Here is a 24,429-nt window from a genome sequence, read left to right as displayed (position 1 = left end):
GTCGTACGACGGTCAGGTGACGACGGGACTGCGGCGTTCCAGCAGCACCACGTCGCGCCACCGGCCGTGGTGCCGGCCGACCCGCTCCCGCACGCCGATCACCCGGAAGCCCGCTCGCTCGTGCAGGGCCAGGCTGGCGGCGTTCTCCGGGAAGATGCCGGACTGGATGGTCCAGATGCCGGCCGCCTCGGTCGAGGCGACGAGCGCGTCGAGCAGCGACCGGGCCACCCCGCGCCCCTGCGCGGCGGGGTCGACGTAGATCGAGTGCTCCACCACTCCGGCGTAGACCGCCCGGGTGGAGGTCGGCGTGACCGCTACCCAGCCGAGGACGGTGTCGTCACCGTCGACCGCCACGAAGCGGTGCGCGGGCAGCCGGCCGGCGTCGAACGCGGCCCAGGTCGGCGCCACCGTCTCGAAGCTGGCGTTGCCGCCGTCGAGGCCCGCCTGGTAGATCGCCAGGACCCGGTCGGCGTCCTCGGGTCGCATGGGTCGGACGGTGAGGTCGGCCATCAGCAGGCTCCGTTCGGGCTGGGGGCCGGTCGGCCCATCACCACGTCGGCGGCGGACGGGAAGCAGTCGACACAGGCGTCGTTGACCCGGTAGAGCCGGGCGGTGCCGGCCGGCTCGGCGAGCACGAACCGGACCTCGGTGAGGACCTTGAGGTGCTGGGACACGGTGGACTGGGCCAGCCCGACCGCCGCGACGATCTCTCCCACGCTCATCGGCCGGGCCTGGCGGGCCAGGTACTCCACGATCTGCACCCGGGTCGGGTCCGCCAGGGCCCGGAACCACGACGCGTACGTCCGCGCGGTCGCCCGGTCGAGCAGGTCAGCCACTCCGCCCCCTCTATCGTTAATCGCCGATCGGCGATGAAAGTGTAGCGGGTGACGGCGCGGCCAGCCGCACGGTGGCGACCACCAGCCGCGCCAGGGCGGTCAGGGTGGCCGGTTCGACCCGCTCTGCGGTGTCCGCCGGGCTGTGGTAGCCGGCCATGCCCGCGCCGATGCCGACGGCGGCGAACCCGGCGCCGCCGTAGCGCCGGTTGTCCGAGGCCACCGGCCCGGCCACCAGCGGTACGCCGACGTGCCGGCCGGCCTGGTCCAGCAGCGCGAGCAGCCGGTGGGCGGGCCCGCCCGCCTCCACGGCCGCCGCCCGGTCCAGCCGGCCGGCGCCGTCGACGTTGACGACGAGCGGGTCGGCGCCGGCGTCGCGCAGTCGACGGGCGTGGCGTGCCGAGCCGAGGGCGCCGATCTCCTCGGCGTCGAGCAGGGCGACGGAGAGCCCGACGCCGCCGGCCCCGGCGGCCAGGACCCGGGCCGCCTCGAGCACCACCGCGACGCCACTGGCGTTGTCCGACGCGCCCGGCTGCCGCAGCCCGGGGTGGTCGCCCACGCCGTCGTAGTGCGCGGTGAGCAGTACGTCGGGCCGGCCCGGTGCCGCCCGGCGGACGGTGGCGTGCAGGTTGGCGCCGGTGACGTCGAGCCGGCGCAGCGGGGCGTCGGCGGCCAGCCACCCCCGCGCGCCGGCCGCGGCGAGGAGCGCGCGGTGCGTGGCGGGGTCGAGGGTGAGGGCCGGCAACGGCCCCGGGTCCGGGCCGGCGAGGGTGGTGTACTGCCAGCCGTCGGCGTCGACGGGGCGGCTCACGAGCAGCCCCGTCGCGCCGTGCGCGTGCCCGTAGGCGTCGAAGAGGCTCATTCCCGCCGGCACCACCAGCCACCGGCCGGTTGGGTCGTCGGCGCCGGCCACCCCCAGCCCACCCCGCCGGACCTCCGGGGCGTACGCGGACGCGAGGTGGACGGCGACCTGCCGACCGGCGGTGAGGCGGTGCGCGGCGGTGCCGGCACCCCAGGTCACCGTGGGCGCGGCGGACAGTTCGGGCACCGCTCGCACGGGGAACTCGTCGGTCTCCACCGTCGCGCCGAGCGCGGCCAGCCGATCGGCGAGCCAGGCCCGGGCGGCCGCCCCGCCGGCGGAGCCGACCCGCCGGCCGGCGAAACGGTCCGCGGCGAGGGCGGCGACGGTGGCCACCATCCGTTCGCCGGAGATCTCCGCCGGCGGCGCGGGCGGGTCGGCCGGGATCATCCGCAGCACCCCTGCCCGGCGTCGACGGCGGCGGTCTTCGCCTCGGCGCCGCAGCAGGCGCCGACGGCCTCGGCCTCCCGCCGGGTGCCGCAACACGGGCCGGACGCCGCGGGCAGGCCGGCGGGCGGCAGGATCGAGCCGACCGCCTGGGCCGGACTGCCGCAGCAGCCGCCGGAACCGGTGACCGCCAGCGCGGCGGCCGGGTCGCCGGCGAACCCGCCGGCCGGCTGGATGTGCTCGCTCATCGTGGTCGCCGTCCTGTCGCTCATCGAGGGCTGATCATGGTGTGGACGCTGGTGCGCACGCGGTCGTAGCGACGCTCCGCGCGCTGCGAGGCGGTCGAGACCTGCGCGCAGGAGTCGCAGAAGCGCACTCCCGCCCGCGCCGCCACCAACCGTCGGGCCTTGCCGAACATGACGATCCCCTTCCCACGGAGCCTGTCTTGACGTCCGTCTAAGCAGAGACTTGCACGCTGATTAGAGAGATGTCAACCTAGAGGAATGTCAAAGCAGCCGACGCCGCTGACCGTCCTGGACGCCGAGACGCCGTGCTGCCCGCCGCTGGCGCAGCGCCGGGTGCCGGCGGAGACGGCCGCCGTCCTCGCCCCCGCCTTCAAGGCCCTCGGCGACCCGGTCCGGCTCCAGCTGATGTCCATGATCGCCTCGGCCGAGGGGGGCGAGGCCTGCGTCTGCGACCTCACTCCCGCCTTCGACCTCAGCGGGCCGACCATCTCCCACCACCTGCGGACACTGCGCGAGGCGGGCCTGGTGGACGCGGAGCGGCGGGGCACCTGGGTCTACTACCGGGCCCGCCCCGGGGTGCTGCGCCAACTGGCGGCCCTGCTCACGGTCGAGCCGGCCGGCGTCGCCTAGGCGTACCGCCGCCCCGGTTCACGGCCGGCCGCCGACGGCGGTGCGCGGCGGCGCGGGGCGGCGCCGCGACCGGCCGGACACGTGCGCGGCGACGGCGGCCAGCACGTACGCCGCGTCGCGTCCCACCCCGCGCAGGGTGTTCGAGGAGAACGACCGCTGGAACTCCAGGCCGAGGTAGCCCAGCCCGGGATGGGTGGTGGAGATCCCGCCGCGCTGGCGGGGCAGGCCGTCATCGAGGGTGCCCAGCGGCGCCAGGTAGGCCAGGTGCGGGCGGTAGCCGGTGGCGAAGAGGACAGCGTCGACCCGCTCGGCGGTGCCGTCACGCCAGATCACCCCGTCGTCGGTGAACGCGGTGAACATCTCCCGGCGGGCCGGCGCGCCGGCGGCGATGGCGTCGCGGTACACCCCGGTGTCGAGCACGGCGGCGTGCCGGACCAGCCGGGCGAGCACCGGGCCCGGCAGCAGGTCCGCGCCGGTGACCCGGAGCCAGTGGTGCAGGTCCCGGCCCCGGATGCGCTGCGGCAGGAACCGTACGGGTGCGCGGGTGGCCAGGGTGACGTCGGCGTACGCGGCCAGCTCGTGGCCGACCTGCACCGCCGAGTTGCCGGCCCCGACGACCACGACCCGCCGCCCCGCGTACGGTTCCGGCCGGCGGTAGTCGGCGACGTGGCGCAACTCCCCCGCGTACCGGTCCTGCCTGGGCAGGACCGGCCGGTGCGGGTTGCCGAACGACCCGCTGGCGGCGACGATCCCGGCCGCCGCGAGTTCGTCACCGGCGTCGGTACGCAGCAGGTAGCCGCCGTCGGGACGCGGCAGCACCGCGGCGACCCGGACGCCGGTGCGGATGTCGGCGTCCAGACCGGCGGCATAGCGGCGCAGGTACGCCACCACCTCGGCGCGGCTCGGGTAGCGCTCCGGGTCACCGCCGAAGTCGAGGCCCGGCAGGGCGCTGTAGCGCGCCGGCGAGAAGAGGGTGAGGCTGTCGTAGTAGTCGGGCCACGAGCCGACCGGTTCGGTGCCGGCGTGCAGGACGACGGGGCGCAGGCCGGCGGTCAGCGCGGCCCGGGCGGCGGCCAGGCCGGACTGGCCACCACCGACGATGACGAGGGGTTCGGTTCGCGGAGTCATGCGGGCGATCATATCGTCATTTTGTTGAATGACAATATGATGATGGTGCGGGAAGGTGGGAGGCATGCAGCAGGCGACGTCCGGACGACCGACATCCTCGACCGCGGGGCCGGTCGACGCCCCGTCCGGGCTGGCGCCGGAGACGCAGGAGTTCCTCAAGGCGCTGGGCAGCCCGACCCGGCAGCGGATCATGATGCTGTTCGCGCGGGGCGCGGAACTGTCGGTGGGCGAGGTGGCCGAGCGCACGGGCATCAGCCAGGCCACCGCCTCGCAGCAGTTGACGCTGCTGCGCCGGGGTCGGGTGGTGACGTCGCGGCGCGACGGGAAGACCGTCTACTACCGGGCGGACCGCGACGGCGCGCTCGCCGCGTTGGCCGAACTGCAGTCCTACCTGGCGACCTGCTGCTGATCGCCGCTCTCCGGGCCCGGCGTCGCCCTTCGCGGATCCGACGCCGCCGCCGCTGACGCCCGCCCCGGGCACCACGCTCAACTTGTCCACCAGCCGCGCCACCGCGGCGGAGAGGGCCCCGCGACTCGTCCCGGCTTGACAGTCGCCTACAGCTCAGCGAGAGTTGACTCAATGAACGCTGAGCATTCCACCCTGGGCGACCGGGCCCGGGTCCACGCCGCCCTCGGCGACCCGGCGCGGCTGGCGATCGTGGACGCGCTCACCCTCGGCGACGCCTCGCCCGGCGAGATCGCCCACGCCCTCGACATGCCGACCAACCTGGTCGCCCATCACGTCAAGGTGCTCAGCGCGGCCGGGCTCGTCGTGCGCACCCGGTCCGAGGGCGACCGGCGCCGCACCTACCTGCGGCTGCGTCCGGAGACCCTGGCCACCCTCGGCACGCCGCCGCTGACCGGGGTGGGGCGGGTCGTCTTCGTCTGCACGCACAACTCCGCCCGCTCCCAGCTCGCCGCCGCGCTCTGGCGGCACCGCGCGCACGGCCCGGCCGCCTCGGCCGGCACGAAACCGGCCGCCCGGGTCCACCCCCGGGCGATCACCGTGGCGCACCGCCACCGGCTCCACCTCGACCCGGCCGGCACCGCACACGTCGCGGACGTGGTCCGCGACGGCGACCTGGTGGTCGCGGTCTGCGACAACGCCCACGAGGAACTCACCGGCCCGGTCCGGCCCCGGCTGCACTGGTCGGTGCCCGACCCGGTGCGGCTCGACACCGACGAGGCGTTCGAGGCCGCCTACGCCGAGCTCGCCGACCGCGTCGACCGGCTCGCCCCCGCCGTCCACCGTCCCTGACGCCCGCCGCCCGCGCTTCGCGCCCCGAGGAGGAGCCCCGTCATGTCCATCGCACTCCGGCGGCGCCTGCTGGCCGAGTTCCTCGGCACCGCCCTGCTGGTCGCCGCCGTGGTCGGCTCCGGCATCATGGCCGCCACTCTCTCCCCCGGTGACGTCGGCCTCCAGTTGCTGGAGAACTCGATCGCCACCGCGCTCGCCCTGGGCGCGCTCATCCTGGTCTTCGGCCCGGTCTCCGGGGCGCACTTCAACCCGGTCGTCTCGGCCGCCGACTGGTTCCTCGGTCGCCGCGCCGGCACCGGGCTGACCGGCCGCGACCTCGCCGGCTACACCCTCGCCCAGGTCGCCGGGGCGGTCGCCGGATCGGTCCTGGCGAACCTGATGTTCGACCTCACCGCCGTCGACCTGTCGGGCAGGGAGCGCACCGGGGCGCACCTCTGGCTGGGCGAGGTCGTCGCCACCAGCGGGCTGGTCCTGCTGGTCTTCGCGCTCGCCCGCTCCGGGCGGGCGTCGGCCGCACCGGCCGCCGTCGGCGCCTACATCGGCGCCGCCTACTGGTTCACCTCGTCGACCTCGTTCGCCAACCCGGCGGTGACGATCGGGCGGGCGTTCACCGACACCTTCGCCGGGATCGCGCCCGCCTCGGTGCCGGCGTTCGCCCTCGCCCAACTGGCCGGGCTGGCCGTCGGCGTGGGCCTGCTCGCCGTGCTCCACCCCGACGCCGGCGCCGCCGCGGACCAGGTCGTCGTCCCCGCCGACGACCCGGCCGCCCTCGACCGCTGACCCGACCGCCCGGAAAGGCACCCGATGACCGACAAACCCAGTGTCCTGTTCGTCTGCGTCCACAACGCCGGCCGGTCGCAGATGGCCGCCGGCTGGCTGCGCCACCTCGCCGGGGACGCCGTCGAGGTGCGCTCCGCCGGCTCGGCGCCGGCCGAGACGGTCAACCCGGCCGCCGTCGAGGCGATGCGGGAGGTGGGCGTCGACATCACCGACCAGACCCCGAAGCTGCTGGAGTACGCCACCGCCGAGTCCTCCGACGTCATCGTCACGATGGGCTGCGGCGACGCCTGCCCGGTCTTCCCCGGCAAGCGGTACGAGGACTGGAAGCTCGACGACCCGGCCGGAAAGGGCGTCGAGGCGGTGCGCCCGATCCGCGACGAGATCCGGATCCGGGTGGAGCGGCTGCTCGCCGAGCTGACCGACGAGCGCTGACGGCCCCACCCTCAGCAGTCGTCGGCGAGCACGTCGAGCAGCAGCGCCGCGGTCCAGCCGAACGCCGGCGAGCCCAGCCCGGCCCCGGTGTCGGGATGGAAGTACTCGTGGCAACCGGCCCCGGTCACCAGGTCCAGCATCGACCCGCGCAACCCGGCGGCCAGTTCCGGCCGGCCGTGGGTGAGCAGCCCGCGCCGCACCAGCCAGGTCGTGTTCAGCCAGCTCGGCCCGCGCCAGTACCGCAGCGGCTCGAAGTCCGGGGCGGTCCGGTCGTAGCTGGGCAACGGGCGCTCCATCCGGCCGGCCACCCCGAACCGCGCCGAGCAGGCCTCCACCACCAGCGCGTCGACCTGCCGGGCCGGCAGGTCGGGCAGGACCAGCGGGGCGAGGCCGAGCACCGTCCGGGCCGGGACCAGCCGGCCGGTGCGCAGGTCGAGCGGGTGGAAGGTGCCGGTCGCCGGGTCGTACAGCCGCCGCACCAGGGCCTCGGTGATCCCCGCCGCCCGCTCCCGGTGCGGGCCCGGGTCGGCGCCGACCACCGCGGCGATCTCGGCGAGCGCGTGCTCGGCGAGGCCCATCGCCGCGTTGAACAGCGGGCACTCCACCAGGAACGGCTGCCGGTCGGCCAACCCGTCGTCGCGGTAGCCGTGGTCGCGGTAGGCGGCCACGATCGCCAGGTAACGCGCGTAGTCCAGGTCGGTGGGGCGGTGCGCGGCGTCGGCGTGCGCGGTGTCGTGCCGGCGGTACGCGCGCATCACCGCCGCGTCGGCCGGCACCGCCGCCATCGGGGCGTCCCAGGCGGGGCTGTTGTCCAGCCCGGACTCCCACGGGTGCACGATGCTGGCCAGCCCGCCCCCGCCCGCGTCGCGCCGCTCGGCGAGGTAGCGCTGCTGGGCCACCAGCCGCGGATAGAGCCGGCCCAGCGCCGCCCGGGTGGCCGGGCCGGGGTCACGGCGGTGCACCAGCCAGGCGGCGAGCGCGTGCACCGGCGGCTGGACCAGCCCGGAGGTGGCCACCGCCGGCGCCGCCGCGGCCACCTCGGTACGCCAGAAGTCCGGTCCGGGAAAGTACGCGCCGACCCGCGTCGCCGGGTTGAACACGATGTGCGGCACCCGCCCGTCGGCCCACTGGGCCCGGAACAGGCTGTCCAGCTCCCGCCACGCCCGCTCGGGACGCACGTGCGCCAGCCCGATCGCGATGAAGGCCGAGTCCCAACTCCACTGGTGCGGGTAGAGCGTGCGCGAGGGCACCGTGTGGTCGTGCTCCCAGTTGCCGTCCAGGGTGGACAGCGCGAGACGGCGCAGCCGGGTGAGCGTGCCCGCGCCGGCCGTCCCCGCGCTCACGCCGGCCCCCCGCTGCGCTCCGCGCCGCCAGGAGACACCACCGCCCGGCACCGATGATTCGCTCGCTCACGCTCGCTCATGCCGCCGCCTGCCGGGGCTGGGCGTGCCGCAGCACCGTGGCGGCCTGCTGGAGGGCGCGTACCGGGTCGCCGCGCAGCCGGCACTCCAGGGCCAGCCAGCCCCGATAGTCGATCTCCAGCAGGGTCCGCAGCAGCGCCGGCCAGTCGAGGTGCCCGGCCCCCGGCTGGTAGCGGTTGGAGTCGCTGACCTGCACGTGCCCGAGATACGGCGCGGCGGCGCGCAGCGCCCGGTGCACGTCGTCCTCCTCGATGTTCATGTGGAAGGTGTCGGCGACCACCCGCACCGACGGCAGCCCGACCGCGGCGCAGAGCCGGACCGCCTCGTCGAGCCGGTTGACCATGTGGTCCTCGTACCGGTTGAGCGGCTCCAGGAAGAGGCTCACCCCCTCGGCGCGGGCGTGCTCGCCCAGCTCGCCGAGGGTGTCGACGAGCAGTTGCCGGTCGGCGGCGGGCGAGCGGGGCGGGTCGAAGGGTGGCAGCCGCCGGGAGAACATCCCCCACGCGGCGGGGGTCATCGCGCCCACCCCGCCGATCTCGGCGATCACCGACAGCTGGGAGCGCAGGTTGCGCACGGCGTCCCGGGACCGCTCGGCGTCGAAGTCGCCGATGAAGTGGTCCATCTCGACGCAGACGGTGGGCATCACCACCCCGGCGGCGCGGGCCCGGCGCAGCTCGGGCAGCCGGCGGGCGAGGGCGAGGTCACCCCGGCCGCGCAGCTCGATGGCGTCGTAGCCGAGCGCGGCGGCCAGAGCGTACTTCTGGATCAGGTCGGTGCCCGGCAGGAGCTGTTCCTGGCAGGCGATCGGAATGGTCATCTCATTCGCGGCGTGGATCCCAGCTCTTCAGTGCCGGGGGAACGCCGCTCCCTCCCCTCGGGCAACGTCTTGTCTGGACTGCCGGCATGATCTGGGGTGTGGGTGTGGTGGTGAAGCGGGCGTACAGGTACCGCTTCTATCCCACGGTTGAGCAGGCTGATCAGCTCAACCGCACCTTCGGCTGCGTGCGTAAGGTCTACAACCTCGCCCTGCAGGCGCGCACCCGCGCATGGTCGGTCGACGGACAGCGCAGCACCTACGTGCAGTCCTCGGCCTGGCTGACCGAGTGGAAACGCACCGACGATCTGGCGTTTCTCAACGAGGTGTCGTCCGTGCCGCTGCAACAGACGCTGCGGCACCTTCAGGCCGCCTTCGCGGCGTTCTGGAGCAAGCGTGCCCGCTACCCGCGGTTCAAGTCCAAGCGCAAGTCCCGGGCGTCGGCGGAATACACCCGCTCGGCGTTCCGCTGGCGCGACGGACAGCTCACCCTCGCCAAGATGGACGCACCGCTGGCCATCGCGTGGTCGCGGCCCCTGCCAGCCGAGCCGTCGACGGTCACCGTGTCCCGCGATTCGGCCGGCCGGTGGCACGTGGCGATCCTGGTCGAGGATCCCGGCGTGCAGCCCCTGCCCCCGCAGGCCACGGCGGTCGGCGTGGACGCGGGCATCACCAGCCTGCTCACCCTCTCCACCGGCGAGAAGATCACCAACCCGCGACATGAGCGCGTCGACCGACGCAAGCTGGCCAGCGCACAGCGCAACCTGTCTCGCAAGACCAAGGGCTCCGCCAACCGGGCCAAGGCCCGCCTGGCGGTGGCCCGCATCCACGCCCGCATCGCCGACCGGCGGCGCGATCACCTGCACAAGCTGTCGACTCGACTCGTCCGCGAGAACCAAACAGTCGTGATCGAGGACCTCAGCGTGCGCAATATGCTGCGCAACCACCGCCTGGCCCGCGCCATCTCCGACGCAGCCTGGTCGGAACTGCGCCACATGCTGGAATACAAAGCCGCCTGGTACGGGCGCACCGTGATCGCCATCGACCGCTGGCATCCGAGCACGAAGACCTGCTCGGCATGCGGACGGATCAACACCACGATGACCCTCGCCATGCGCGTCTGGACGTGCCCGGGCTGCGGCTCGGAACACGACCGGGACGTCAACGCCGCCAACAACATCCTCGCCGCCGGGCTGACGGAGAGGTAAAACGCCTGTGGAGGGCCGGTAAGACCCCACCCGCGCATGCGGCGAAGGCACGACCCAGCGAAGCAGGAATCCCCTCGGGCGACCGAGGGAATCCCCGCCCTTCAGGGCTGCGGAAGATGTCAACGGAACCTCAGCACGACTTGGAGGGCCTCAGCGTCACCGCGGTCGAGCAGCGCCAGCGCGTCGGCCACCGCGCTGGCGTCGACGACGTGGCTCACCAGCGGCAGCGGGTCGACGCTGCCCTCGGCCACCAGGTCCATGAAGGTGTGTGCGACGCGGGCACCGGTCCACCGGCCGGCCATGCCGGGCGCCGGCGTCGGCCCGGACACCTGGGCCGCCACCAGCTGGATCCGGTTGTGGTGGAACTCCTCGCCCAGGCCGAGCCCGTCGGCCTGGCCCTGGTAGAAGCCGGCGGCCACGACGCGGCCGGCGTGGGTGGTGGCCCGGATCGCCTCGTGCAGCGCCGGGTACGCGCCGGACAGCTCCAGGCAGACGTCGGCGCCGCTGCCGCCGGTGGCCCGGCGCAGCACGTCGGCCGGGGACTCGACGGCCGCGTCGACGACCAGCCGGGCGCCGAACCGCCGGGCGTGCGCCAGCCGGCCGGGCACCCGGTCGACGGCGACCACCCGGGCGCCGGAGAGGGTGGCGAGCCGGGTGGCGAGCAGCCCGATCACGCCCTGCCCGAAGACCCCCACCCAGTCACCGAGGTGCAGGTCGCCGGCGAGCACGGCGGTGAGCGCGATGGCGCCGGGCCGGGCGAAGACCGCGGCGAGCGGATCCAGGCCGGCGGGGAGCGGATGCACCAGGTCGGCCGGCACCACCGCCTCGGCGCGGTGCCCCCAGATGCCCCAGACGACCTGCCCGGGTTGCCGGTCGGTGACCTCGGGCGCGACCTCGACGACCTCGCCGACCTCCTCGTAGCCGAAGCCGACCAGCGGGTAGGGCACGGCGGTCTGCCGGGGCACGAACATCCGGGTGACGTCGTCCCAGTCCTTGCTCAGTCGGGGATTGCTGCCCCGGTAGAGGGTGAGCTCGGTGCCGGCCGAGATGCCGGAGTAACAGGTGCGGACCCGGACCTGGCCCGGCCCGAGTGGATCCGGGGGGCAGGGCTCGAGGCTGATCCTGCGCGGCCCGGCCAAGGAGACAACCCAGTTGACCATGAGTCACATCCCGGTAGCACTGGGTTCCATCCTAGAACAAAAAATCGGTATATGTCTTGTAATTGATCAATCGACGGCGTTGAATCCCTCATGTACCCTTCGAGAGGAGTGCCACCGATGTCAGCACCTCCGATGCGGATGCTCGCCGCCACCCTGATCATGACACTCACCGGGGCCAGCCTGCTGGCCTGCGGGGACGACGATTCCGGCGGCGACAGCAACAAGATCACGGTGTGGAGCCTGGAGGACGTGGCCGACCGGGTCACCGCCACCAAGGCGATCATCGCCGACTTCACCGCGAAGACCGGGATCACCGTCGACCTGGTCACCGTCAACGAGGACCAGTTCCCCTCCCTGATCGCCTCCAGCGCCGCCGCCGGCGAACTGCCCGACGTGGTCGGCTCGGTGTCGCTGGCCGGCGTCCGCACCCTGGCCGGCAACGAACTGCTGCACCCCACGGCGAACGGCGAGGTGGTGGATTCGCTCGGCCGGCAGACGTTCTCGCCGCGGGCGCTGGAACTGACCTCCGACGACGGGCGGCAGCTCGCCGTGCCCAGTGACGGCTGGGGTCAGCTGCTCGTCTACCGCAAGGACCTCTTCGCCGCCGCCGGGCTGCCCGCCCCCGACACGTACCAGAAGATCACCGACGCGGCGCGGCGGCTGCACCGCGACGGCGTCGCCGGCATCACCGCGGCCACCGCGCCCGGCGACGTGTTCACCCAGCAGACCTTCGAGCACCTGGCGCTGGCCAACAACTGCCAGCTCACCGACGACTCCGGCGCGGTGAAGCTGGACTCGCCCGAGTGCGTCGAGGCGTTCCGCTTCTACGGCGACCTGATGCGGAACTGGTCGGTCAAGGGCGGGCAGGACGTGGACACCACCCGGGCCACCTACTTCGCCGGCAAGGCCGCCATGCTGGTCTGGTCGCCGTTCATCCTCGACGAGCTGGCCGGGCTGCGCAACGACGCCAGACCCACCTGCCCGCAGTGTCAGGCCGACCCGACCTTCCTCGCTCAGAACAGCGGCTTCGTCACCGGGATCCAGGGCCCGAACGGCAGCGGACCCGCGCAGTACGGCGAGATCAGTTCCTGGGCGGTGCTCGACGGCGCCGCCGCCGGCCCGGCGAAGTCCTTCGTGTCGCACCTGCTCGACGAGGCGTACCCGCGCTGGTTCGGCATGTCACCGGAGGGGCGCTTCCCGGTCCGCAAGGGCACCACGGCCGAACCGGAGAAGTTCCTCACCGCCTGGAACACCAGCCAGGCCGGGGTGGACGCGAAGAAGCCGCTGGCCGAGGTGTACGGCGACGAGGTGCTCGCCGGGCTGCGCCGCAGCCCGGACACCTTCCAGCGCTGGGGCCTCACCCAGGGCCAGGGCAAGCTGGTCGGCGCGATCCTCGGCGAGCTGCCGGTGCCCAAGGCGCTCAGCGACGTGGTCGCCGGCAAGTCCGACGCCGCCGCGGCCGCCGGACGGGCCAAGAAGGACGTGGAGGCCATCAAGGCGGGCGTCAATTGACCACCACCGCACCCGGCACCGGCCGCTCCCCCACCCGGGAGCGGCCGGCGCCGGCCCGCCGCCGCCGGCCGCTCACGCTGCGCCGCCGCGAGTCCCGGGCCGGGCTCGCCCTGGTCGCCCCGACCCTGCTCGTCGTCGTCGCGGTGATCGGCATCCCGATCGTCTGGACGGTGGTGCTCGCCTTCCAGCGGGTCCGCCTGGCCACCCTGCGCCGGACGGGCCTGTTCGGCGAGTTCACCCTGGACAACGTCGAACGGGTGCTGAACACCCCGGGCTTCGCCGACACCCTCTGGACCACCCTGGTCTACAGCCTCGGCGCCACCGCCGGCTCGATCGCGCTCGGGCTGGTGGCGGCGCTCGTGGTCCGCCGGCCGTTCCGGGGCCGCACCCTGGTCCGCGCGTCGATGCTGCTGCCGTACGTGGCCCCGGTGGTCGCCGTCACCTTCGTCTGGCAGGTGATGCTGGACCCGCAGCTCGGCATCGTCAACGACTGGGGCCGGCGGTTCCTCGGCTGGGACACCCCGGTGCCCTTCCTGTCCCAGGAGTCGACCGCCCTGGCCACCGTCATCGCGTTCGAGGCGTGGCGCTACTTCCCGTTCGCGTTCCTGTTCCTGCTCGCCCGCCTCCAGGCGGTGCCCGGCGAGCTGGAGGAGGCCGCCCGGGTGGACGGGGCCACCCCCACCCAGCGGTTCCGGCACATCCTGCTGCCCCAGCTGATGCCGGTGATCGCCATGCTCGGCGTGCTGCGCTTCATCATGACGTTCAACAAGTTCGACGACGTCTACCTGCTCACCGGCGGCGCGGCCGGCACCGAGGTGGTCAGCGTCCGGGTCTACCAGTTCCTCACCGCCCGTACCGACATCGGCGCGGCCGCGGCGCAGGCCGTCGTGCTGGCCGTGGTGCTCGTCGTGTTCGTCCTGATCTACCTGCGCTTCTTCGGACGGAGGGTCGAGTGATGGACCGGGACCGGGTCGAGACGGTCAGCCTGCGCTGGCTGCGCCGGCTGCTGATCGCGGCGTTCCTGCTGGTCACCGTCTTCCCCTTCTACTACATGCTGCTGCTGTCGGTACGCCCCATCGAGCGCCTCCTGCTCGACCCCGGCTCGCTCCTGGTCGGGCTCGGCGAACTGACCGTCAGCACGTACGCCGAGGTGCTGCGCACCGCCGACGACGGCGGCCGGGGCTTCCTCACCTTCATGCGCAACAGCGGGCTGGTGGCCGTCGCGGCGACCCTGCTCACCCTGCTGGTGTCGATCCCCGGCGCGTACGCCGTCTCCCGGCTGCGGTTCTTCGGCCGCCGGCAGGTCCACTTCCTGTTCCTGGCGGTCTACCTGTTCCCGTCGATCGTCATCGCGATCCCGCTCTTCGTGGTCTTCACCCGGGCCGGGCTGCGCGGCTCGCTGTTCGGCCTGATCCTGGTCTACATCTCGCAGACCCTCCCGGTCTCGGTCTACATGCTGAAGAACTACTTCGAGACCATTCCGGTCAGCCTGGAGGAGTCCGCGGCCATCGACGGGGCCGGCCGGCTCGGCGTCATCCGTCGGGTCAGCCTCCCGCTCGCCGCCCCCTCGATCATGGCGGTCGCCCTCTACGACTTCATGATCGCCTGGAACGAGTTCCTCTTCGCGCTGCTCTTCCTCGTCGACAAGCCGAACCGGTGGACGGTGTCGCTCGGGCTGGCGCAGCTCGCCGACGGGGTCGAGGTCCCCAAGACGGTGCTGATGGCCGGCTCGGTCATCCTCACCCTGCCCATCGTGATCCTCTTCTTCGCCAGTGAGCGCCTGCTCACCGAGGGTCTCACCAGCGGGGCCGAGAAGGGGTGACGGGCCGTCGGCGGGGCGGACGCCGGTGACGCCCCGCCGACCACCCGGTCACCCGGCGCACACCCGCACAAACTGGCCGGTCAGTTACCCCACAGGCCGCCCCGTAGGCCGTAGCATCGGGGCCGGCCCGCCCCGGGCGGCCGGGGGCGACCCGGTCGACCCGCCGCGCGTGGACCGGCCGCGACGCGCACCAGCTTCTACCGACGCAGATAGAGGAACCGGCGATGAGTCAGACAGGGCAGGAGAACCACACGGGCACGGCGGGCGAGGACTACACCCGCCGGCTGCAACGACTGGGCGGCGCCCGGTGGAAGCAGGTGCTCGACGTGCAGGCGCCCTACCGCTGGAACCTGCGCCGGCTCCAGCTGGGACGCACCCTCGACGTCGGCTCCGGCCTCGGTCGCAACCTGATCAACCTGGGCCGCGACAGCGTCGGCGTGGACCACAACCCCACCTCGGTGGCGCACTGCCGGGAGCTCGGGCTGGAGGCGTACACCACCGAGGAGTTCCTCGCCTCCGAGTACGCCCGCCCGGGCGCCTTCGACTCGATGCTCGCCGCGCACCTGCTCGAACACATGCCGGCCGAGCAGGCCCGCGAGGTGATCTCGATGTACCTGCCGTACCTCCGCTCCGGCGGCCGGGCGGTGTTCATCACCCCGCAGGAGCGCGGTTACCGCAGCGACGCGACGCACGTCCGGTTCGTCGGCTTCGCCGAGGCGGCGGAGACCTGCCGCGACCTGGGGCTGACCGTCGAGCGGCAGTACTCGTTCCCGTTCCCCCGCGCGTTCGGCAAGCTCTTCACCTACAACGAGTTCATCACGGTGGCCCGGCTGCCCTGACGCCGCGGCGGCCTCGATAGCGTTGGGGGCATGGCCAACCCCACCCGCTGGGCCACCGACACCGGCCCGGAGCACTCGCAGTGGTACATCGACCGGTTCCGCCGGCTGGCGGCCGAGGGCGCCGACCTGGCCGGTGAGGCCCGGTTCCTGGACGCGATGGTGGCGCCCGGGTCGCGGATCCTCGACGCGGGCTGCGGCACCGGCCGGGTCGGTGCCGCGCTCGCCGCCCGCGGGCACACGGTGGTCGGGGTGGACGCCGACCCGGCGCTGGTCGAGGCCGCCCGGGCCGACCATCCCGGGCCACGGTGGCTGGTCGCCGACCTGGCCGAGCTGGACCTGGCCGCGGCCGGCGAACCCGAACCGTTCGACGCGGCAGTGGTCGCCGGCAACGTGATGGCCTTCGTCGCGCCGGGCACCGAGCCGGCGGTGCTGGCCCGGATCGCGGCGCACCTGCGTCCGGACGGCGTGATGGTGGTCGGCTTCGGCACCGACCGGGGCTATGCGCTGACCGAGTTCGACGCCCACGCGGTGGCCGCCGGGCTGCGCCTGGAACACCGCTTCGCCACCTGGGACCTGCGCCCGTGGCGGGACGACGCGGACTTCGCGGTGACCGTGCTGCGCCGCCCCGCCTGACGGGCGCTCAGGTCGGGGCGGCCACCACCCGGGCCGCCGCGGGGTCGAGGGTGGCGCCGGCGGGCACCAGGCTGACCAGCCCGGCGGGCAACCGGGCCGGCCGGACGTCGCGGTAGCCGAGCATGCCGAGCACCTCGCCGCCGGCCAGCACGTACCGCCGGCCCAGGTCGGTGACGACGGAGATCGCGCCGCCGCTCGCCCCGGGCGCGGCGACCGACTCGACGACCGCGCCCCGGCCCGGCTCGACCAGGACGTGGTCGGCCAGCACGCCGCCGCCGGCCGGTGCCGGGGTACGGGGCGTGGCCCCGAGGTCGGGCAGGGTCGCGCCGAGCCGGACGTCGACCACCGCGCCGTCGTCGCCGAACCGGGCGCAGAGCGCGGCCCCGTCCGGGGCGGCCAGCCTCGGCGGCACGGTCGGCGGGGCGGCCGGGCCGGTCGGCGCGAGGTCGGGCAGCTTCGGCAGCGCGGCGAACCGGCCCAGGGTGATCGACTCCGGCTCGCGCTGGCCGGTACGGGCGAGCAGCAGGCTGGCCTGGAGCTCGGTGATCCCGGCCAGCCCGTCGCGCAGCGCGACGGCGTACTGCCGGCCGCCGCCGGAGTTGCGCACCAGGTAGACGTCGCCGATCCGGGCGCCGGACACCCGCTCGGAGGGCTCACCCTCGTCGGGCAGTGCCAGCGGCGCCAGGTCGGCGCCCGCCGGGAGCACGTTGAGCAGGGCCGGGGCGACCGGGACCGCCCGGGCCCGGGTGGCCGCCAGCGCCGCGAGCACCCGGTTGGCGTCCCGGACGAGGTGCCGGCGGTGCTGCCAGAGCAGGTGCAGCCCGCCGTCCGGGTGCCGCAACAGCAGCGCGTCCTCGCCGAGCGGCCGGCCGCCGGCGGCGTCGACGCCGACCAGCAGCGCCGATCGGGGCGCTTCCGGCGCGGTCGGGGCCGGAGGCGCCGAGCAGACCGTCCAGGGCGCGGTGACCAGCCGGCCCGGGGCGGGCAGCGAGTCGGGGGCGTCGGCGATGCCGAGCGGGAGGCCGCGCGGCACGCCGTCGATGGAGCGGCGGGAGACCAGGACGGTCTTCGGCCGGTCCGCCCCGATGATCAGAAGCGCGGAGGCGTAGTTGAGCACCGGGTGCAGCTTCTGGTCCCGGTAGACGAACCGGGCGCCGGACTCCTTCTCCACGATCACCGCGCCGGCGTCGCGCCACTTGGTGCCGCCCCCGGCGAACAACCCGTAGAGCGCGGCGCCGCCCACCCCGATGGCCGCGACCAGGACACTGGCCAGCGCGGCGCCGGCCAGCCGCCGGAACGGCGACTGCGCCGGGTCGGTCTCGCGCATGACCAGCGCGGCGACCGCCCGCTGGACGGTGAACTGGTAGGAGTGCAGCTGGTCCTGCCGCGACGGCATGGGATCCCTTCCGGCGAGTCGGTCGGGGCACAGGATAAGCGCTGCGTCGATATCCCGACGACCCTGCGTCGCGGGCCACCGCGACCGGCTGGCGGCCAGGTACCCCCGGGGGTATGCTGGGCATCGTGAAGCTACGACCCGAGATGACGGCGGACGCGCTGACCCGGCTCAAGCGGGCCCGCGGGCAGCTCAACGCCGTGATCGAGATGATCGAGACCGGCCAGGACTGCCGCGACACGCTGACCCAGCTGGCCGCCGTCTCCAAGGCACTCGACCGCGCCGGCTACAAGCTCATCGCCTCCGGGATGCGGCACTGCAGCACCGCCCGCGAGCGCGGCGAGCAGCCGGAGATGACCGAGGACGAGCTGGAGAAGCTGTTCCTCGCCCTGTCCTGATCCGCCCTCCGTCCGTCCCGGTGTGACCACACCGGGGCGGGGTAGCCGCACGGGCGGACGTCTGCCCATAGCATACCCCCTGGGGTATTTCCGAAAGGATCGGCCATGACCGTCCAGGTCTCCGTCATCACCACCTCGTCGCTGGGTGACCGCAGCTACCTGGCCCACGACGGCGAGGTAGCGGTCGTCGTCGACCCGCAGCGCGACGTCGACCGGGTGCTGGCCCTCGCCGGCCGGCTCGGGGTCCGGGTGACCCACGTCGTCGAGACCCACCTGCACAACGACTACGTCTCCGGCGGCCGGCAGCTGGCCCAGCTGACCGGTGCCCGCTACCTGCTGGCCGACGCGGAGCGGGCCGACTTCGACCGCACGCCGGTGACCGACGGCGACGTGCTGCCGGTCTCGCACCGGATGCGGCTGCGCGCCGTCGCCACTCCCGGCCACACCTTCCACCACCTGTCGTACGTGCTGGACACCGCCGACGACGGCGGCTGGTCGCCGGCGGGTGTGTTCACCGGCGGCTCGCTGCTCTTCGGCACGACCGGCCGGCCGGACCTGCTCGGCCCGCAGCACGCGCACGACCTGGCCCGGCACCAGCACGCGTCGGCCCGCCGGCTGGCCGACCTGCTGCCCGACGGCGCCGAGGTCTGGCCCACCCACGGCTTCGGCAGCTTCTGCTCGGCGACCCAGGCCGACGCGCCGGAGTCGACCATCGGCCGGGAGAAGCAGGTCAACCCGGTGCTGCGGCTGGCCGCCGAGGAGTTCGTCAGCGAGATCCTGGCCGGCCTGGACGCCTACCCGGCGTACTACGCCCACATGGGGGTGGCCAACGCCGCCGGGCCGGCGCCGGTCGACCTCACCCCGGCCACCCGCGCGGACGCCGCCGAACTGCGCGACCGGATCGCCGCCGGGCAGTGGGTGGTCGACCTGCGCAACCGCAAGGCGTACGCGGCCACGCACCTGGCCGGCACGGTCAGCCTCGGCCTGGACGGGCCGATGTCCACCTGGCTCGGCTGGCTGATCGACTGGGGGGTGCCGGTCACCCTGCTCGCCGAGACGCCCGAGCAGCTCGCCGACGCCCAGCGCGAACTGGTGCGCATCGGCATCGACCGGCCGGCCGCCGCCGCGACCGGCGCCCCCGCCGAGTGGGCCGCCGACCCCGCCGACCTGCGGCAGCTGCCCACCGCCGACTTCGCCGCCCTGGCCGCCGCGCAGGCCGGCCGGACCCCCGACGGCCTGCCCGCGCCCGACGTGGTGCTCGACGTGCGGATGACCAACGAGTGGCGGGCCGGCCACCTGGCGGGCGCGGTGCACCTGCCGCTGCCGGACCTGCCGAAGCGGCTCGCCGAGGTGCCGGCCGGCACCGTCTGGGTGCACTGCGGCTCGGGCTACCGGGCCACCGCCGCCGCCTCGCTGCTGGCCAACGCCGGCCGGCGGGTGGTGGTCATCGACGACCGGTACGCCGCGGCCGGGAGCGCCGGTCTCCCCATCGTCCACCCGGCCTGACGCCCGGATCGCCCGGCCCGGTCCCGCGCCCGCCGGGCGGGGCCACCCCGGCCGGAGCAGCCCGGCCGGGTGGCCCGCCGCGCCCGCCGGCCCGCGAACACCCGCCCTGCCCACCGACCTTGCCCCGCACCCGCCGACCCTGCCCCGCACCCGCCGACCGGCGGGGGCCGACCCGACCCGAGGAGACATGGACACCTCACCCGCCACCCTGGACGCGGCCACCCTGCGCGAGCTGATCGAGAGCGGCCGCCCGCCCCGGATCCTCGACGTGCGCACCCCGGGCGAGTTCCACACCGCGCACATCCCCGGCGCGTACAACGTGCCGCTGGACCTGCTCCGCGAGCACCGCGCCGAACTGCGCGCCCACCTCGACGACGACGTCGTGCTCATCTGCCGCTCCGGCGCGCGCGCCGCGCGGGCCGGGCAGACGCTGGCCGGGGCGGGCCTGCCCAACCTGCGGGTGCTCGACGGCGGCATGCTCGCCTGGCAGGCCGCCCGGGCGCCGGTCCGGCTGGGCCGGGCGCGCTGGGACCTGGAACGGCAGGTCCGCCTGGTCGCCGGCACGATCGTGCTGGCCAGCATCCTCGCCTCGGTGGTGCTGCCCGGCGCGAAGTGGGTGGCCGCCGCGATCGGCGCCGGGCTCACCAGCGCCGCGGTCACCAACACCTGTGCGATGGGCATGCTGCTGGGCAGGCTGCCGTACAACCGGGGTGCCAGCTGCGACCTCGACACCGTGGTCGGCCAGTTGCGCGACGGCGCGCCCGACGCGGGCCGGTCGTGACCGGCCTGGTCCTCACCGTCGCCGGCGCCGTGCTGATCGGGGTCAGCCTGGGGCTGCTCGGCGGCGGCGGGTCGATCCTCGCCGTACCGCTGCTGGTCTACCTCGCCGACCTGCCGGCCCGGGAGGCGATCGCCACCTCGCTGCTGGTCGTCGGGGTGACCAGCGCGGTGGCCGCCGTGCCGCACGCCCGCGCCGGCCGGATCCGCTGGCGCACCGGGCTGGTCTTCGGCGCCGCCGGCATGGCCGGCGCGTACGCCGGCGGCCGGCTCGCCGCGTTCGTCCCGCCCTGGCTGCTGCTCACCGGGTTCGCGCTGATGATGCTGGGCACCGCCACCGCGATGATCCGCGGCCGGCGGGACGCCGCCGGGGCACCGCCGCCCGGCCAGCTCCCGCTGCCGCGCGTGGTCGCCGACGGCCTGGTGGTCGGCCTGGTCACCGGCCTGGTCGGCGCGGGTGGCGGATTCCTGGTGGTGCCCGCGCTGGTGCTCCTCGGCGGCCTGCCGATGCCGGTCGCGGTGGGCACCTCGCTGGTCGTCATCGCGCTGAAGTCCTTCGCCGGCCTGGCCGGCTACCTGGCCAGCGTCACCGTCGACTGGCGGCTGGCCGCCGTGGTGACCGCGGCGGCGGTCGCCGGCAGCCTCGCCGGTGCCCGGCTCGCCGGGCGGCTGCCCGCCGACGTCCTGCGCCGGGCCTTCGGCTGGTTCGTACTCGCGATGGGCGGGTTCGTGCTCGGGCAGCAGCTCCCCGCGCCGGTCCGCGGCGAGCCGCTGCTCTGGGTCGCCCTCGGTGCGGCGGCCCTGCTGGCCGGGTACGCCCGGCTGCTCGTCGCCGAGTGCGGCGGGCGCCGGCGGGGGCCGACCACCGCGCCGGTGTGCCGCGTCCTGCGGGCGCTCGCCGCCCGGTGACCGGCGCGGGTCAGGGCCGCAGGATCAGCCGGATCGGGTTGCCCTGCTTGCTCTGCACCCGCCGCACCGCCTGCTCCGCCTCGGCCAGCGGCAGCACGTCGCTGACCGAGGCGGACAGGTCCAGCCGCCGCTGCCGGGCCAGCGACACCAGCTGCACCACGTGTTCGGCCTCCGAGCCGTAGTGCCCGAGCACCGCCTGCCGGAGGTAGTTGAACGAGCTGTCCGACGGGATCGTCACCGGCTGGTTGGCGATCCCGGCCAGCACCAGCCGCCCGCGCCGGCCGAGCACGGTGAGCGCCTGTTCGCGGACCGGGGTGACCCCGGCGAAGTCGAACGCCACGTCCAGCCCCCGGCCGTCGGTCAGGCCCAGCACGGTGTCCCGGAAGGCGTTGTCGGCCGGGTCGAGCGCGGCGTCCGCGCCGAGGCTCAGCGCCCGCTCCCGGGCCGCCGCCAGCGGCTCCACCGCGATCACCGGGGCGGCGCCGACCAGCCGCAGCAGTTGCACGGCGTGCGCGCCCAGCCCGCCGACGCCCCAGACCGCGACCGCCTCGCCGGGCCGGGTCCGCCCGGTGTCGGTCACCGCCGCCCAGGGCGTGGAGACCGCGTCGGGGATGATGCAGGCCTGCTCGAACGGCAGCTCGTCCGGGATCGGCACCACGGTCTCCTGGCTGGCCACGGCGTACTCGGCCCAGCCGCCGTCGTAGTCCACGCCCCGGGTGAACACGGTGCCGCGCTGGTCCCGCTCCCCCGCCTGGAGCAGCACCCGCTGGCCGGGCTGCCACCCCGCCACGCCGTCGCCGAGCGCGTCGACGACACCGGCCACCTCGTGGCCGAGGGTGACCACGTCGCCGGGCAGGTAGAGCGGGGTGAGCGTGCCGTCGATCAGGTGGACGTCCGACAGGCACACCCCGGCCGCCGCGACCTTGATCCGCAGCTGCCCCGGCGCCGGTTCGGGCACCGGCACCGTCTCCAGGCGCAGCGTCCGCTCCGTCAGGTGCAGCCGTCCGGCCAGCATCTCCGCCACTGTGCGTACTCCCTCGTCCGGCCCCCGTCCGGGGCCTCGGCCAGCTCGCATACCCGGCGACGGCGGATCGATGCGTTGCCGCCCGCCCGCGCGCCGGCACCGGCGCCGGGCGCCCGGGCGGGTAGCATCCCGGCCGGTGAGCGCGCGATTCGAGGAACTGGCCTGGCGGGAGACCCCGATCGGCGCCATCAGCCTGCGCCGGCGCCGCGACCCCTTCCTCGACACCGAGGTGTACGAGGTCAAGCTCGACGACGAGTACCTGATGTCCAGCCTCTTCCCGGTGGCGGAGATCGAACTGGCCCGGCTGGGGCTGGCCGCGCTGGCCGGGCCGGCGCTCGACGTGGTCGTCGGCGGCCTCGGCCTCGGCTACACCGCCCGCACCGCGCTGGCCGACGACCGGGTCCGCTCGCTGGTCGTGGTGGAGGCGATCGAGGACGTCATCGACTGGCACCGGCGGGAACTGCTGCCCTTCGCGGCCGGCCTGGCCACCGACCCGCGGACCCGGTTCGTGCGGGCGGACTTCTTCGCCGCTGTCGCCGACGGCACCGGCCTCGACCCGGACGCCCCCGGGCGACGGTTCCACGCCGTGCTGCTCGACGTCGACCACTCCCCCCGCCAGGTGCTGCACCCGAGCCACGCCGACTTCTACACCCCCGACGGGCTGCGCCGGCTCGCCGCCTGCCTGCACCCGGACGGGGTGTTCGCGCTCTGGTCGGACGACCCGCCCGACGCCGGCTTCGAGGCGGTCCTCGCCGAGGTGTTCACCGCCGCACGGGCGCACGTGGTGCCGTTCGCCAACCCGCTGACCGGTGGGGAGTCCGCCAACACCGTCTACGTGGCGCACACCCCGGCCTGACCGCCCGCCGGGCGGGTGGGCGACCGAGGTCCACAGCGGACCGGTCGCCGATCCGACAGCGCCGCAACCTTCCCCCGCGACCACGCGTCTTGCGTGTGCCAAGGCCCGGACAGCCGGGCCGTACACGGGGGAGGAACCCATGACCCAGATCGCTCGACGCCGGATCCTGGCCGGGGTCGCGGCCGGCCTGCTGACCGCCGCGCTCGGCGTCGCCAGCACGCCGGGTGCGGCCACCGCCGACCCGGGCCGGAGCATCCGCCTCTGCGCCCTGCGCCCGCTGGCCTACCCGGCGGACTCCTACCGGGCGTCGGCCGACGCCATCGACCCGAGCGGCCGGTACATCGCCGGTTCCGGGCTGCGGACCACCGGTGGCGTCAACCAGCGGCTGCTGCTGGTCTGGGACGGCGGACGGCTGACCACCGTCGAGTCCGCCATCACCGACACGGTGGTCGACGTCAACTCCAGCGGGGTGGTGGTCGGCAACGGCTGGGAGAACAGCATCGGCCGGCCGTGGCGCTACCAGGCGGGCCGGGTCGAGTTCCTGCCCGTGGTGCCCTCGTACGGCATCTGGGTGACCGGGATCAACGGCGCCGGTGACATCATCGGGTACGGCACCTCCGCCACGACGAACGAGAGCTTCCCGCTGCTGTGGCCCGCCGCCCGACCGGGCACCGTCGAGGTCCTCGACGCCCCCGCCACCGGGCAGACGGACGGGATCACCGAGGACGGCACCATCGTCGGCACGGGCGGCTCGTTCACCGAACCCACCGGCTGGGTGCGCACCCCGGACGGCGAGGTCCGGGAGCTGACCGTCCCGGGTGCGCGGTCAGCGCGGGTGCTGGGCGCCGGCGGCCGGTACGCGATCGGCTGGGTCGACCTCGGCGGCCCGAACACCGTCAAGGTGCGCTGGGACCTGACCAGTGGCGCCAGCATCGGCATCGACCCCCGGTTCGAGTGGCTGACCGACGTCAACCGGCACGGCGTGGTGGTCGGTGGGGACCGGATCAGCCGGGGCACCGGCTCGGTGGTCCTGCCGGGCGGCGGCACCGGCGTCGGCATCGGGGCCACCGCGATCTCGGACAACGGCATCGTGGTCGGCTTCCAGAACGGCACCCGGATCAGCCCGGTCCGCTGGACCGGCTGCTGACGCGGCACCCCGCTCGCGGGAGGTGGCCCGCGACCGTCGTCCGGCGGTCGCGGGCCACCGGCGGGTCAGCCGACGGGTGGGCCGATCCGCAGGACGCGCCGGGCCCGCCGCCGGTCCAGCCAGTGCGGCGCCGGCGGGTCGGTGGGCTCGGCCCCGGTGACCAGGTCGAGCAGAATCAGCACCCAGAAGCCGGCGGCGCTGGCGATGTTGCGGGCCCGACCGGGTTCCGGCGCGCCCGGCGGGAGCACCACCTGCGCCCACCGCCAGGCGATCCAGGCCACCTCCGGGTCGGGGTGGCGCTCCCCGCGCCGGCTGAGCCGCCGGACCTCGCGGCGGGTCGCGGCCGGCAGCCGCCACCAACCTCGCAGCGCCGTCATCCGATCGTCTTCGGCGGGTCGCGCCGCCATCGCCTCACCGGAGTCCATGACCGGCAAGGATAGGTCGTTGCCGCACCCGGC

General features: G+C 74.8%; 29 protein-coding genes. 17 read left to right on the top strand and 12 right to left on the bottom strand.

What is annotated here, in order from left to right; all coding sequences use genetic code 11:
• Nucleotides 1-12: 12 nt before the first annotated feature.
• Genes Q3W71_RS22310 through Q3W71_RS22290 form a run of 5 tightly spaced genes read right to left on the bottom strand, consistent with a single transcriptional unit; the run spans nt 13 to nt 2,497 of the window.
• Nucleotides 13-510: a GNAT family N-acetyltransferase gene (locus Q3W71_RS22310; RefSeq protein WP_302921333.1), complete on the bottom strand. Its 498-nt coding sequence runs from the start codon at nt 508-510 to the stop codon at nt 13-15.
• On the bottom strand, nt 510-836 hold the full coding sequence (locus tag Q3W71_RS22305) for a metalloregulator ArsR/SmtB family transcription factor (RefSeq protein ID WP_302921332.1): 327 nt from the start codon (nt 834-836) through the stop codon (nt 510-512). Before Q3W71_RS22305 ends, Q3W71_RS22310 begins: the two co-directional genes overlap by 1 nt.
• 16 nt (nt 837-852) lie before the next feature.
• Complete coding sequence (locus tag Q3W71_RS22300; protein ID WP_302921331.1) at nt 853-2,082, bottom strand: M28 family metallopeptidase; 1,230 nt, start codon at nt 2,080-2,082, stop codon at nt 853-855.
• Nucleotides 2,079-2,351: a hypothetical protein gene (locus Q3W71_RS22295; RefSeq protein WP_302921330.1), complete on the bottom strand. Its 273-nt coding sequence runs from the start codon at nt 2,349-2,351 to the stop codon at nt 2,079-2,081. Before Q3W71_RS22295 ends, Q3W71_RS22300 begins: the two co-directional genes overlap by 4 nt.
• Nucleotides 2,348-2,497, bottom strand: coding sequence for a hypothetical protein (locus Q3W71_RS22290; RefSeq protein ID WP_302921329.1), 150 nt, complete (start codon nt 2,495-2,497; stop codon nt 2,348-2,350). The genes Q3W71_RS22295 and Q3W71_RS22290 overlap by 4 nt, the downstream gene beginning before the upstream one ends.
• 85 nt (nt 2,498-2,582) lie before the next feature.
• Here Q3W71_RS22290 and Q3W71_RS22285 point away from each other — a divergent pair, with 85 nt between their 5' ends.
• Nucleotides 2,583-2,954: a metalloregulator ArsR/SmtB family transcription factor gene (locus tag Q3W71_RS22285; protein ID WP_302921328.1), complete on the top strand. Its 372-nt coding sequence runs from the start codon at nt 2,583-2,585 to the stop codon at nt 2,952-2,954.
• 18 nt (nt 2,955-2,972) lie between these two features.
• Here the strand turns inward: Q3W71_RS22285 and Q3W71_RS22280 are convergent, their stop codons facing one another.
• Entirely contained in the window at nt 2,973-4,082 is a 1,110-nt protein-coding gene (locus tag Q3W71_RS22280; RefSeq protein WP_302921327.1) for an NAD(P)/FAD-dependent oxidoreductase, read from the bottom strand.
• 64 nt (nt 4,083-4,146) lie between these two features.
• On the opposite strand from Q3W71_RS22280, the gene Q3W71_RS22275 reads away from it, so the two are divergent.
• The 4 genes from Q3W71_RS22275 to Q3W71_RS22260 all read left to right on the top strand — a co-directional run bounded on the left by Q3W71_RS22275 (nt 4,147) and on the right by Q3W71_RS22260 (nt 6,552).
• Complete coding sequence (locus Q3W71_RS22275) at nt 4,147-4,491, top strand: helix-turn-helix transcriptional regulator (protein ID WP_302921326.1); 345 nt, start codon at nt 4,147-4,149, stop codon at nt 4,489-4,491.
• 171 nt (nt 4,492-4,662) lie between these two features.
• A complete protein-coding gene (locus Q3W71_RS22270) occupies nt 4,663-5,340 on the top strand; it encodes a helix-turn-helix domain-containing protein (RefSeq protein ID WP_302921325.1) in 678 nt (225 codons plus the stop codon).
• Nucleotides 5,341-5,382: 42 nt separating this feature from the next.
• Nucleotides 5,383-6,120, top strand: a complete 738-nt coding sequence (locus Q3W71_RS22265) for an MIP/aquaporin family protein (RefSeq protein WP_302921324.1) — start codon at nt 5,383-5,385, stop codon at nt 6,118-6,120.
• 24 nt (nt 6,121-6,144) lie between these two features.
• Nucleotides 6,145-6,552: an arsenate reductase ArsC gene (locus Q3W71_RS22260; RefSeq protein ID WP_302921323.1), complete on the top strand. Its 408-nt coding sequence runs from the start codon at nt 6,145-6,147 to the stop codon at nt 6,550-6,552.
• Between the two features lie 11 nt (nt 6,553-6,563).
• On the opposite strand, the gene Q3W71_RS22255 is transcribed toward Q3W71_RS22260, so the two are convergent.
• Nucleotides 6,564-7,895 carry a hypothetical protein gene (locus tag Q3W71_RS22255; RefSeq protein WP_302921322.1) on the bottom strand — a complete coding sequence of 444 codons (1,332 nt, stop codon included), beginning with the start codon at nt 7,893-7,895 and terminating at the stop codon, nt 6,564-6,566.
• 76 nt (nt 7,896-7,971) lie between these two features.
• Nucleotides 7,972-8,790 (bottom strand): sugar phosphate isomerase/epimerase family protein, encoded by an 819-nt coding sequence (locus Q3W71_RS22250; RefSeq protein WP_302921321.1) that lies wholly within the window; start codon nt 8,788-8,790, stop codon nt 7,972-7,974.
• A gap of 86 nt (nt 8,791-8,876) precedes the next feature.
• Here Q3W71_RS22250 and Q3W71_RS22245 point away from each other — a divergent pair, with 86 nt between their 5' ends.
• Nucleotides 8,877-9,995, top strand: coding sequence for an RNA-guided endonuclease TnpB family protein (locus Q3W71_RS22245; protein ID WP_302921320.1), 1,119 nt, complete (start codon nt 8,877-8,879; stop codon nt 9,993-9,995).
• A gap of 119 nt (nt 9,996-10,114) precedes the next feature.
• Here Q3W71_RS22245 and Q3W71_RS22240 read toward each other — a convergent pair whose 3' ends face one another.
• On the bottom strand, nt 10,115-11,155 hold the full coding sequence (locus tag Q3W71_RS22240; protein ID WP_302921319.1) for a zinc-binding alcohol dehydrogenase: 1,041 nt from the start codon (nt 11,153-11,155) through the stop codon (nt 10,115-10,117).
• A gap of 117 nt (nt 11,156-11,272) precedes the next feature.
• Here Q3W71_RS22240 and Q3W71_RS22235 point away from each other — a divergent pair, with 117 nt between their 5' ends.
• From Q3W71_RS22235 to Q3W71_RS22215, 5 genes are all read left to right on the top strand, one after another.
• Entirely contained in the window at nt 11,273-12,667 is a 1,395-nt protein-coding gene (locus tag Q3W71_RS22235) for an ABC transporter substrate-binding protein (RefSeq protein WP_302921318.1), read from the top strand.
• Entirely contained in the window at nt 12,664-13,623 is a 960-nt protein-coding gene (locus Q3W71_RS22230) for a carbohydrate ABC transporter permease (RefSeq protein WP_302921317.1), read from the top strand. Before Q3W71_RS22235 ends, Q3W71_RS22230 begins: the two co-directional genes overlap by 4 nt.
• A complete protein-coding gene (locus Q3W71_RS22225) occupies nt 13,623-14,489 on the top strand; it encodes a carbohydrate ABC transporter permease (RefSeq protein ID WP_302921316.1) in 867 nt (288 codons plus the stop codon). Before Q3W71_RS22230 ends, Q3W71_RS22225 begins: the two co-directional genes overlap by 1 nt.
• Nucleotides 14,490-14,713: 224 nt before the next feature.
• Nucleotides 14,714-15,328, top strand: coding sequence for a bifunctional 2-polyprenyl-6-hydroxyphenol methylase/3-demethylubiquinol 3-O-methyltransferase UbiG (locus Q3W71_RS22220; RefSeq protein ID WP_302921315.1), 615 nt, complete (start codon nt 14,714-14,716; stop codon nt 15,326-15,328).
• A 30-nt stretch (nt 15,329-15,358) separates the two neighbouring features.
• Nucleotides 15,359-15,961 carry a bifunctional 2-polyprenyl-6-hydroxyphenol methylase/3-demethylubiquinol 3-O-methyltransferase UbiG gene (locus Q3W71_RS22215; protein ID WP_302921314.1) on the top strand — a complete coding sequence of 201 codons (603 nt, stop codon included), beginning with the start codon at nt 15,359-15,361 and terminating at the stop codon, nt 15,959-15,961.
• A gap of 7 nt (nt 15,962-15,968) precedes the next feature.
• Here Q3W71_RS22215 and eccB read toward each other — a convergent pair whose 3' ends face one another.
• Nucleotides 15,969-17,357 (bottom strand): type VII secretion protein EccB, encoded by a 1,389-nt coding sequence (gene eccB / locus Q3W71_RS22210; RefSeq protein WP_302921313.1) that lies wholly within the window; start codon nt 17,355-17,357, stop codon nt 15,969-15,971.
• Between the two features lie 125 nt (nt 17,358-17,482).
• Between eccB and Q3W71_RS22205 the strand changes: the two genes are divergently transcribed.
• The 4 genes from Q3W71_RS22205 to Q3W71_RS22190 all read left to right on the top strand — a co-directional run bounded on the left by Q3W71_RS22205 (nt 17,483) and on the right by Q3W71_RS22190 (nt 20,944).
• Entirely contained in the window at nt 17,483-17,752 is a 270-nt protein-coding gene (locus Q3W71_RS22205; RefSeq protein ID WP_302921312.1) for a metal-sensitive transcriptional regulator, read from the top strand.
• A gap of 105 nt (nt 17,753-17,857) precedes the next feature.
• The gene (locus Q3W71_RS22200) at nt 17,858-19,258 is read left to right on the top strand and encodes a rhodanese-like domain-containing protein (RefSeq protein WP_302921311.1); all 1,401 of its coding nucleotides are present in this window, start codon (nt 17,858-17,860) and stop codon (nt 19,256-19,258) included.
• A gap of 187 nt (nt 19,259-19,445) precedes the next feature.
• Nucleotides 19,446-20,039, top strand: a complete 594-nt coding sequence (locus tag Q3W71_RS22195) for a rhodanese-like domain-containing protein (protein WP_302921309.1) — start codon at nt 19,446-19,448, stop codon at nt 20,037-20,039.
• Nucleotides 20,036-20,944, top strand: coding sequence for a sulfite exporter TauE/SafE family protein (locus Q3W71_RS22190; RefSeq protein ID WP_302921308.1), 909 nt, complete (start codon nt 20,036-20,038; stop codon nt 20,942-20,944). The genes Q3W71_RS22195 and Q3W71_RS22190 overlap by 4 nt, the downstream gene beginning before the upstream one ends.
• 10 nt (nt 20,945-20,954) lie before the next feature.
• On the opposite strand, the gene Q3W71_RS22185 is transcribed toward Q3W71_RS22190, so the two are convergent.
• The gene (locus Q3W71_RS22185; protein WP_302921470.1) at nt 20,955-21,959 is read right to left on the bottom strand and encodes a zinc-binding dehydrogenase; all 1,005 of its coding nucleotides are present in this window, start codon (nt 21,957-21,959) and stop codon (nt 20,955-20,957) included.
• 145 nt (nt 21,960-22,104) lie between these two features.
• Here Q3W71_RS22185 and Q3W71_RS22180 point away from each other — a divergent pair, with 145 nt between their 5' ends.
• On the top strand, nt 22,105-22,824 hold the full coding sequence (locus Q3W71_RS22180; protein WP_302921307.1) for a spermidine synthase: 720 nt from the start codon (nt 22,105-22,107) through the stop codon (nt 22,822-22,824).
• Nucleotides 22,825-22,963: 139 nt separating this feature from the next.
• On the top strand, nt 22,964-23,971 hold the full coding sequence (locus Q3W71_RS22175; protein ID WP_302921306.1) for a hypothetical protein: 1,008 nt from the start codon (nt 22,964-22,966) through the stop codon (nt 23,969-23,971).
• A 65-nt stretch (nt 23,972-24,036) separates the two neighbouring features.
• Here Q3W71_RS22175 and Q3W71_RS22170 read toward each other — a convergent pair whose 3' ends face one another.
• Nucleotides 24,037-24,396, bottom strand: a complete 360-nt coding sequence (locus tag Q3W71_RS22170) for a hypothetical protein (protein ID WP_302921305.1) — start codon at nt 24,394-24,396, stop codon at nt 24,037-24,039.
• Nucleotides 24,397-24,429 lie beyond the last annotated feature (33 nt).

Source organism: Micromonospora sp. C28SCA-DRY-2, from assembly GCF_030519475.1.
Classification (GTDB): Bacteria; Actinomycetota; Actinomycetes; order Mycobacteriales; family Micromonosporaceae; genus Micromonospora.
The sequence above is the reverse complement of the archived record's forward strand: the minus strand, read 5'-3'. Positions and strand labels throughout refer to the sequence as shown.

What these genes read in the sequence shown, in the direction of transcription:
- Q3W71_RS22240 (WP_302921319.1), bottom strand. Translation starts at nt 11,155, where the DNA reads ATGGTCAACTGGGTTGTCTCCTTGGCCGGGCCGCGCAGGATCAGCCTC.
- Q3W71_RS22235 (WP_302921318.1), top strand. Translation starts at nt 11,273, where the DNA reads ATGTCAGCACCTCCGATGCGGATGCTCGCCGCCACCCTGATCATGACA.
- eccB (WP_302921313.1), bottom strand. Translation starts at nt 17,357, where the DNA reads ATGCCGTCGCGGCAGGACCAGCTGCACTCCTACCAGTTCACCGTCCAG.
- Q3W71_RS22280 (WP_302921327.1), bottom strand. Translation starts at nt 4,082, where the DNA reads ATGACTCCGCGAACCGAACCCCTCGTCATCGTCGGTGGTGGCCAGTCC.
- Q3W71_RS22245 (WP_302921320.1), top strand. Translation starts at nt 8,877, where the DNA reads ATGATCTGGGGTGTGGGTGTGGTGGTGAAGCGGGCGTACAGGTACCGC.
- Q3W71_RS22290 (WP_302921329.1), bottom strand. Translation starts at nt 2,497, where the DNA reads ATGTTCGGCAAGGCCCGACGGTTGGTGGCGGCGCGGGCGGGAGTGCGC.
- Q3W71_RS22185 (WP_302921470.1), bottom strand. Translation starts at nt 21,959, where the DNA reads ATGCTGGCCGGACGGCTGCACCTGACGGAGCGGACGCTGCGCCTGGAG.
- Q3W71_RS22225 (WP_302921316.1), top strand. Translation starts at nt 13,623, where the DNA reads ATGGACCGGGACCGGGTCGAGACGGTCAGCCTGCGCTGGCTGCGCCGG.
- Q3W71_RS22275 (WP_302921326.1), top strand. Translation starts at nt 4,147, where the DNA reads ATGCAGCAGGCGACGTCCGGACGACCGACATCCTCGACCGCGGGGCCG.
- Q3W71_RS22285 (WP_302921328.1), top strand. Translation starts at nt 2,583, where the DNA reads ATGTCAAAGCAGCCGACGCCGCTGACCGTCCTGGACGCCGAGACGCCG.
- Q3W71_RS22270 (WP_302921325.1), top strand. Translation starts at nt 4,663, where the DNA reads ATGAACGCTGAGCATTCCACCCTGGGCGACCGGGCCCGGGTCCACGCC.
- Q3W71_RS22220 (WP_302921315.1), top strand. Translation starts at nt 14,714, where the DNA reads ATGAGTCAGACAGGGCAGGAGAACCACACGGGCACGGCGGGCGAGGAC.
- Q3W71_RS22250 (WP_302921321.1), bottom strand. Translation starts at nt 8,790, where the DNA reads ATGACCATTCCGATCGCCTGCCAGGAACAGCTCCTGCCGGGCACCGAC.
- Q3W71_RS22300 (WP_302921331.1), bottom strand. Translation starts at nt 2,082, where the DNA reads ATGATCCCGGCCGACCCGCCCGCGCCGCCGGCGGAGATCTCCGGCGAA.
- Q3W71_RS22260 (WP_302921323.1), top strand. Translation starts at nt 6,145, where the DNA reads ATGACCGACAAACCCAGTGTCCTGTTCGTCTGCGTCCACAACGCCGGC.
- Q3W71_RS22215 (WP_302921314.1), top strand. Translation starts at nt 15,359, where the DNA reads ATGGCCAACCCCACCCGCTGGGCCACCGACACCGGCCCGGAGCACTCG.
- Q3W71_RS22175 (WP_302921306.1), top strand. Translation starts at nt 22,964, where the DNA reads ATGACCCAGATCGCTCGACGCCGGATCCTGGCCGGGGTCGCGGCCGGC.
- Q3W71_RS22265 (WP_302921324.1), top strand. Translation starts at nt 5,383, where the DNA reads ATGTCCATCGCACTCCGGCGGCGCCTGCTGGCCGAGTTCCTCGGCACC.
- Q3W71_RS22170 (WP_302921305.1), bottom strand. Translation starts at nt 24,396, where the DNA reads ATGGACTCCGGTGAGGCGATGGCGGCGCGACCCGCCGAAGACGATCGG.
- Q3W71_RS22200 (WP_302921311.1), top strand. Translation starts at nt 17,858, where the DNA reads ATGACCGTCCAGGTCTCCGTCATCACCACCTCGTCGCTGGGTGACCGC.
- Q3W71_RS22195 (WP_302921309.1), top strand. Translation starts at nt 19,446, where the DNA reads ATGGACACCTCACCCGCCACCCTGGACGCGGCCACCCTGCGCGAGCTG.
- Q3W71_RS22310 (WP_302921333.1), bottom strand. Translation starts at nt 510, where the DNA reads ATGGCCGACCTCACCGTCCGACCCATGCGACCCGAGGACGCCGACCGG.
- Q3W71_RS22295 (WP_302921330.1), bottom strand. Translation starts at nt 2,351, where the DNA reads ATGAGCGACAGGACGGCGACCACGATGAGCGAGCACATCCAGCCGGCC.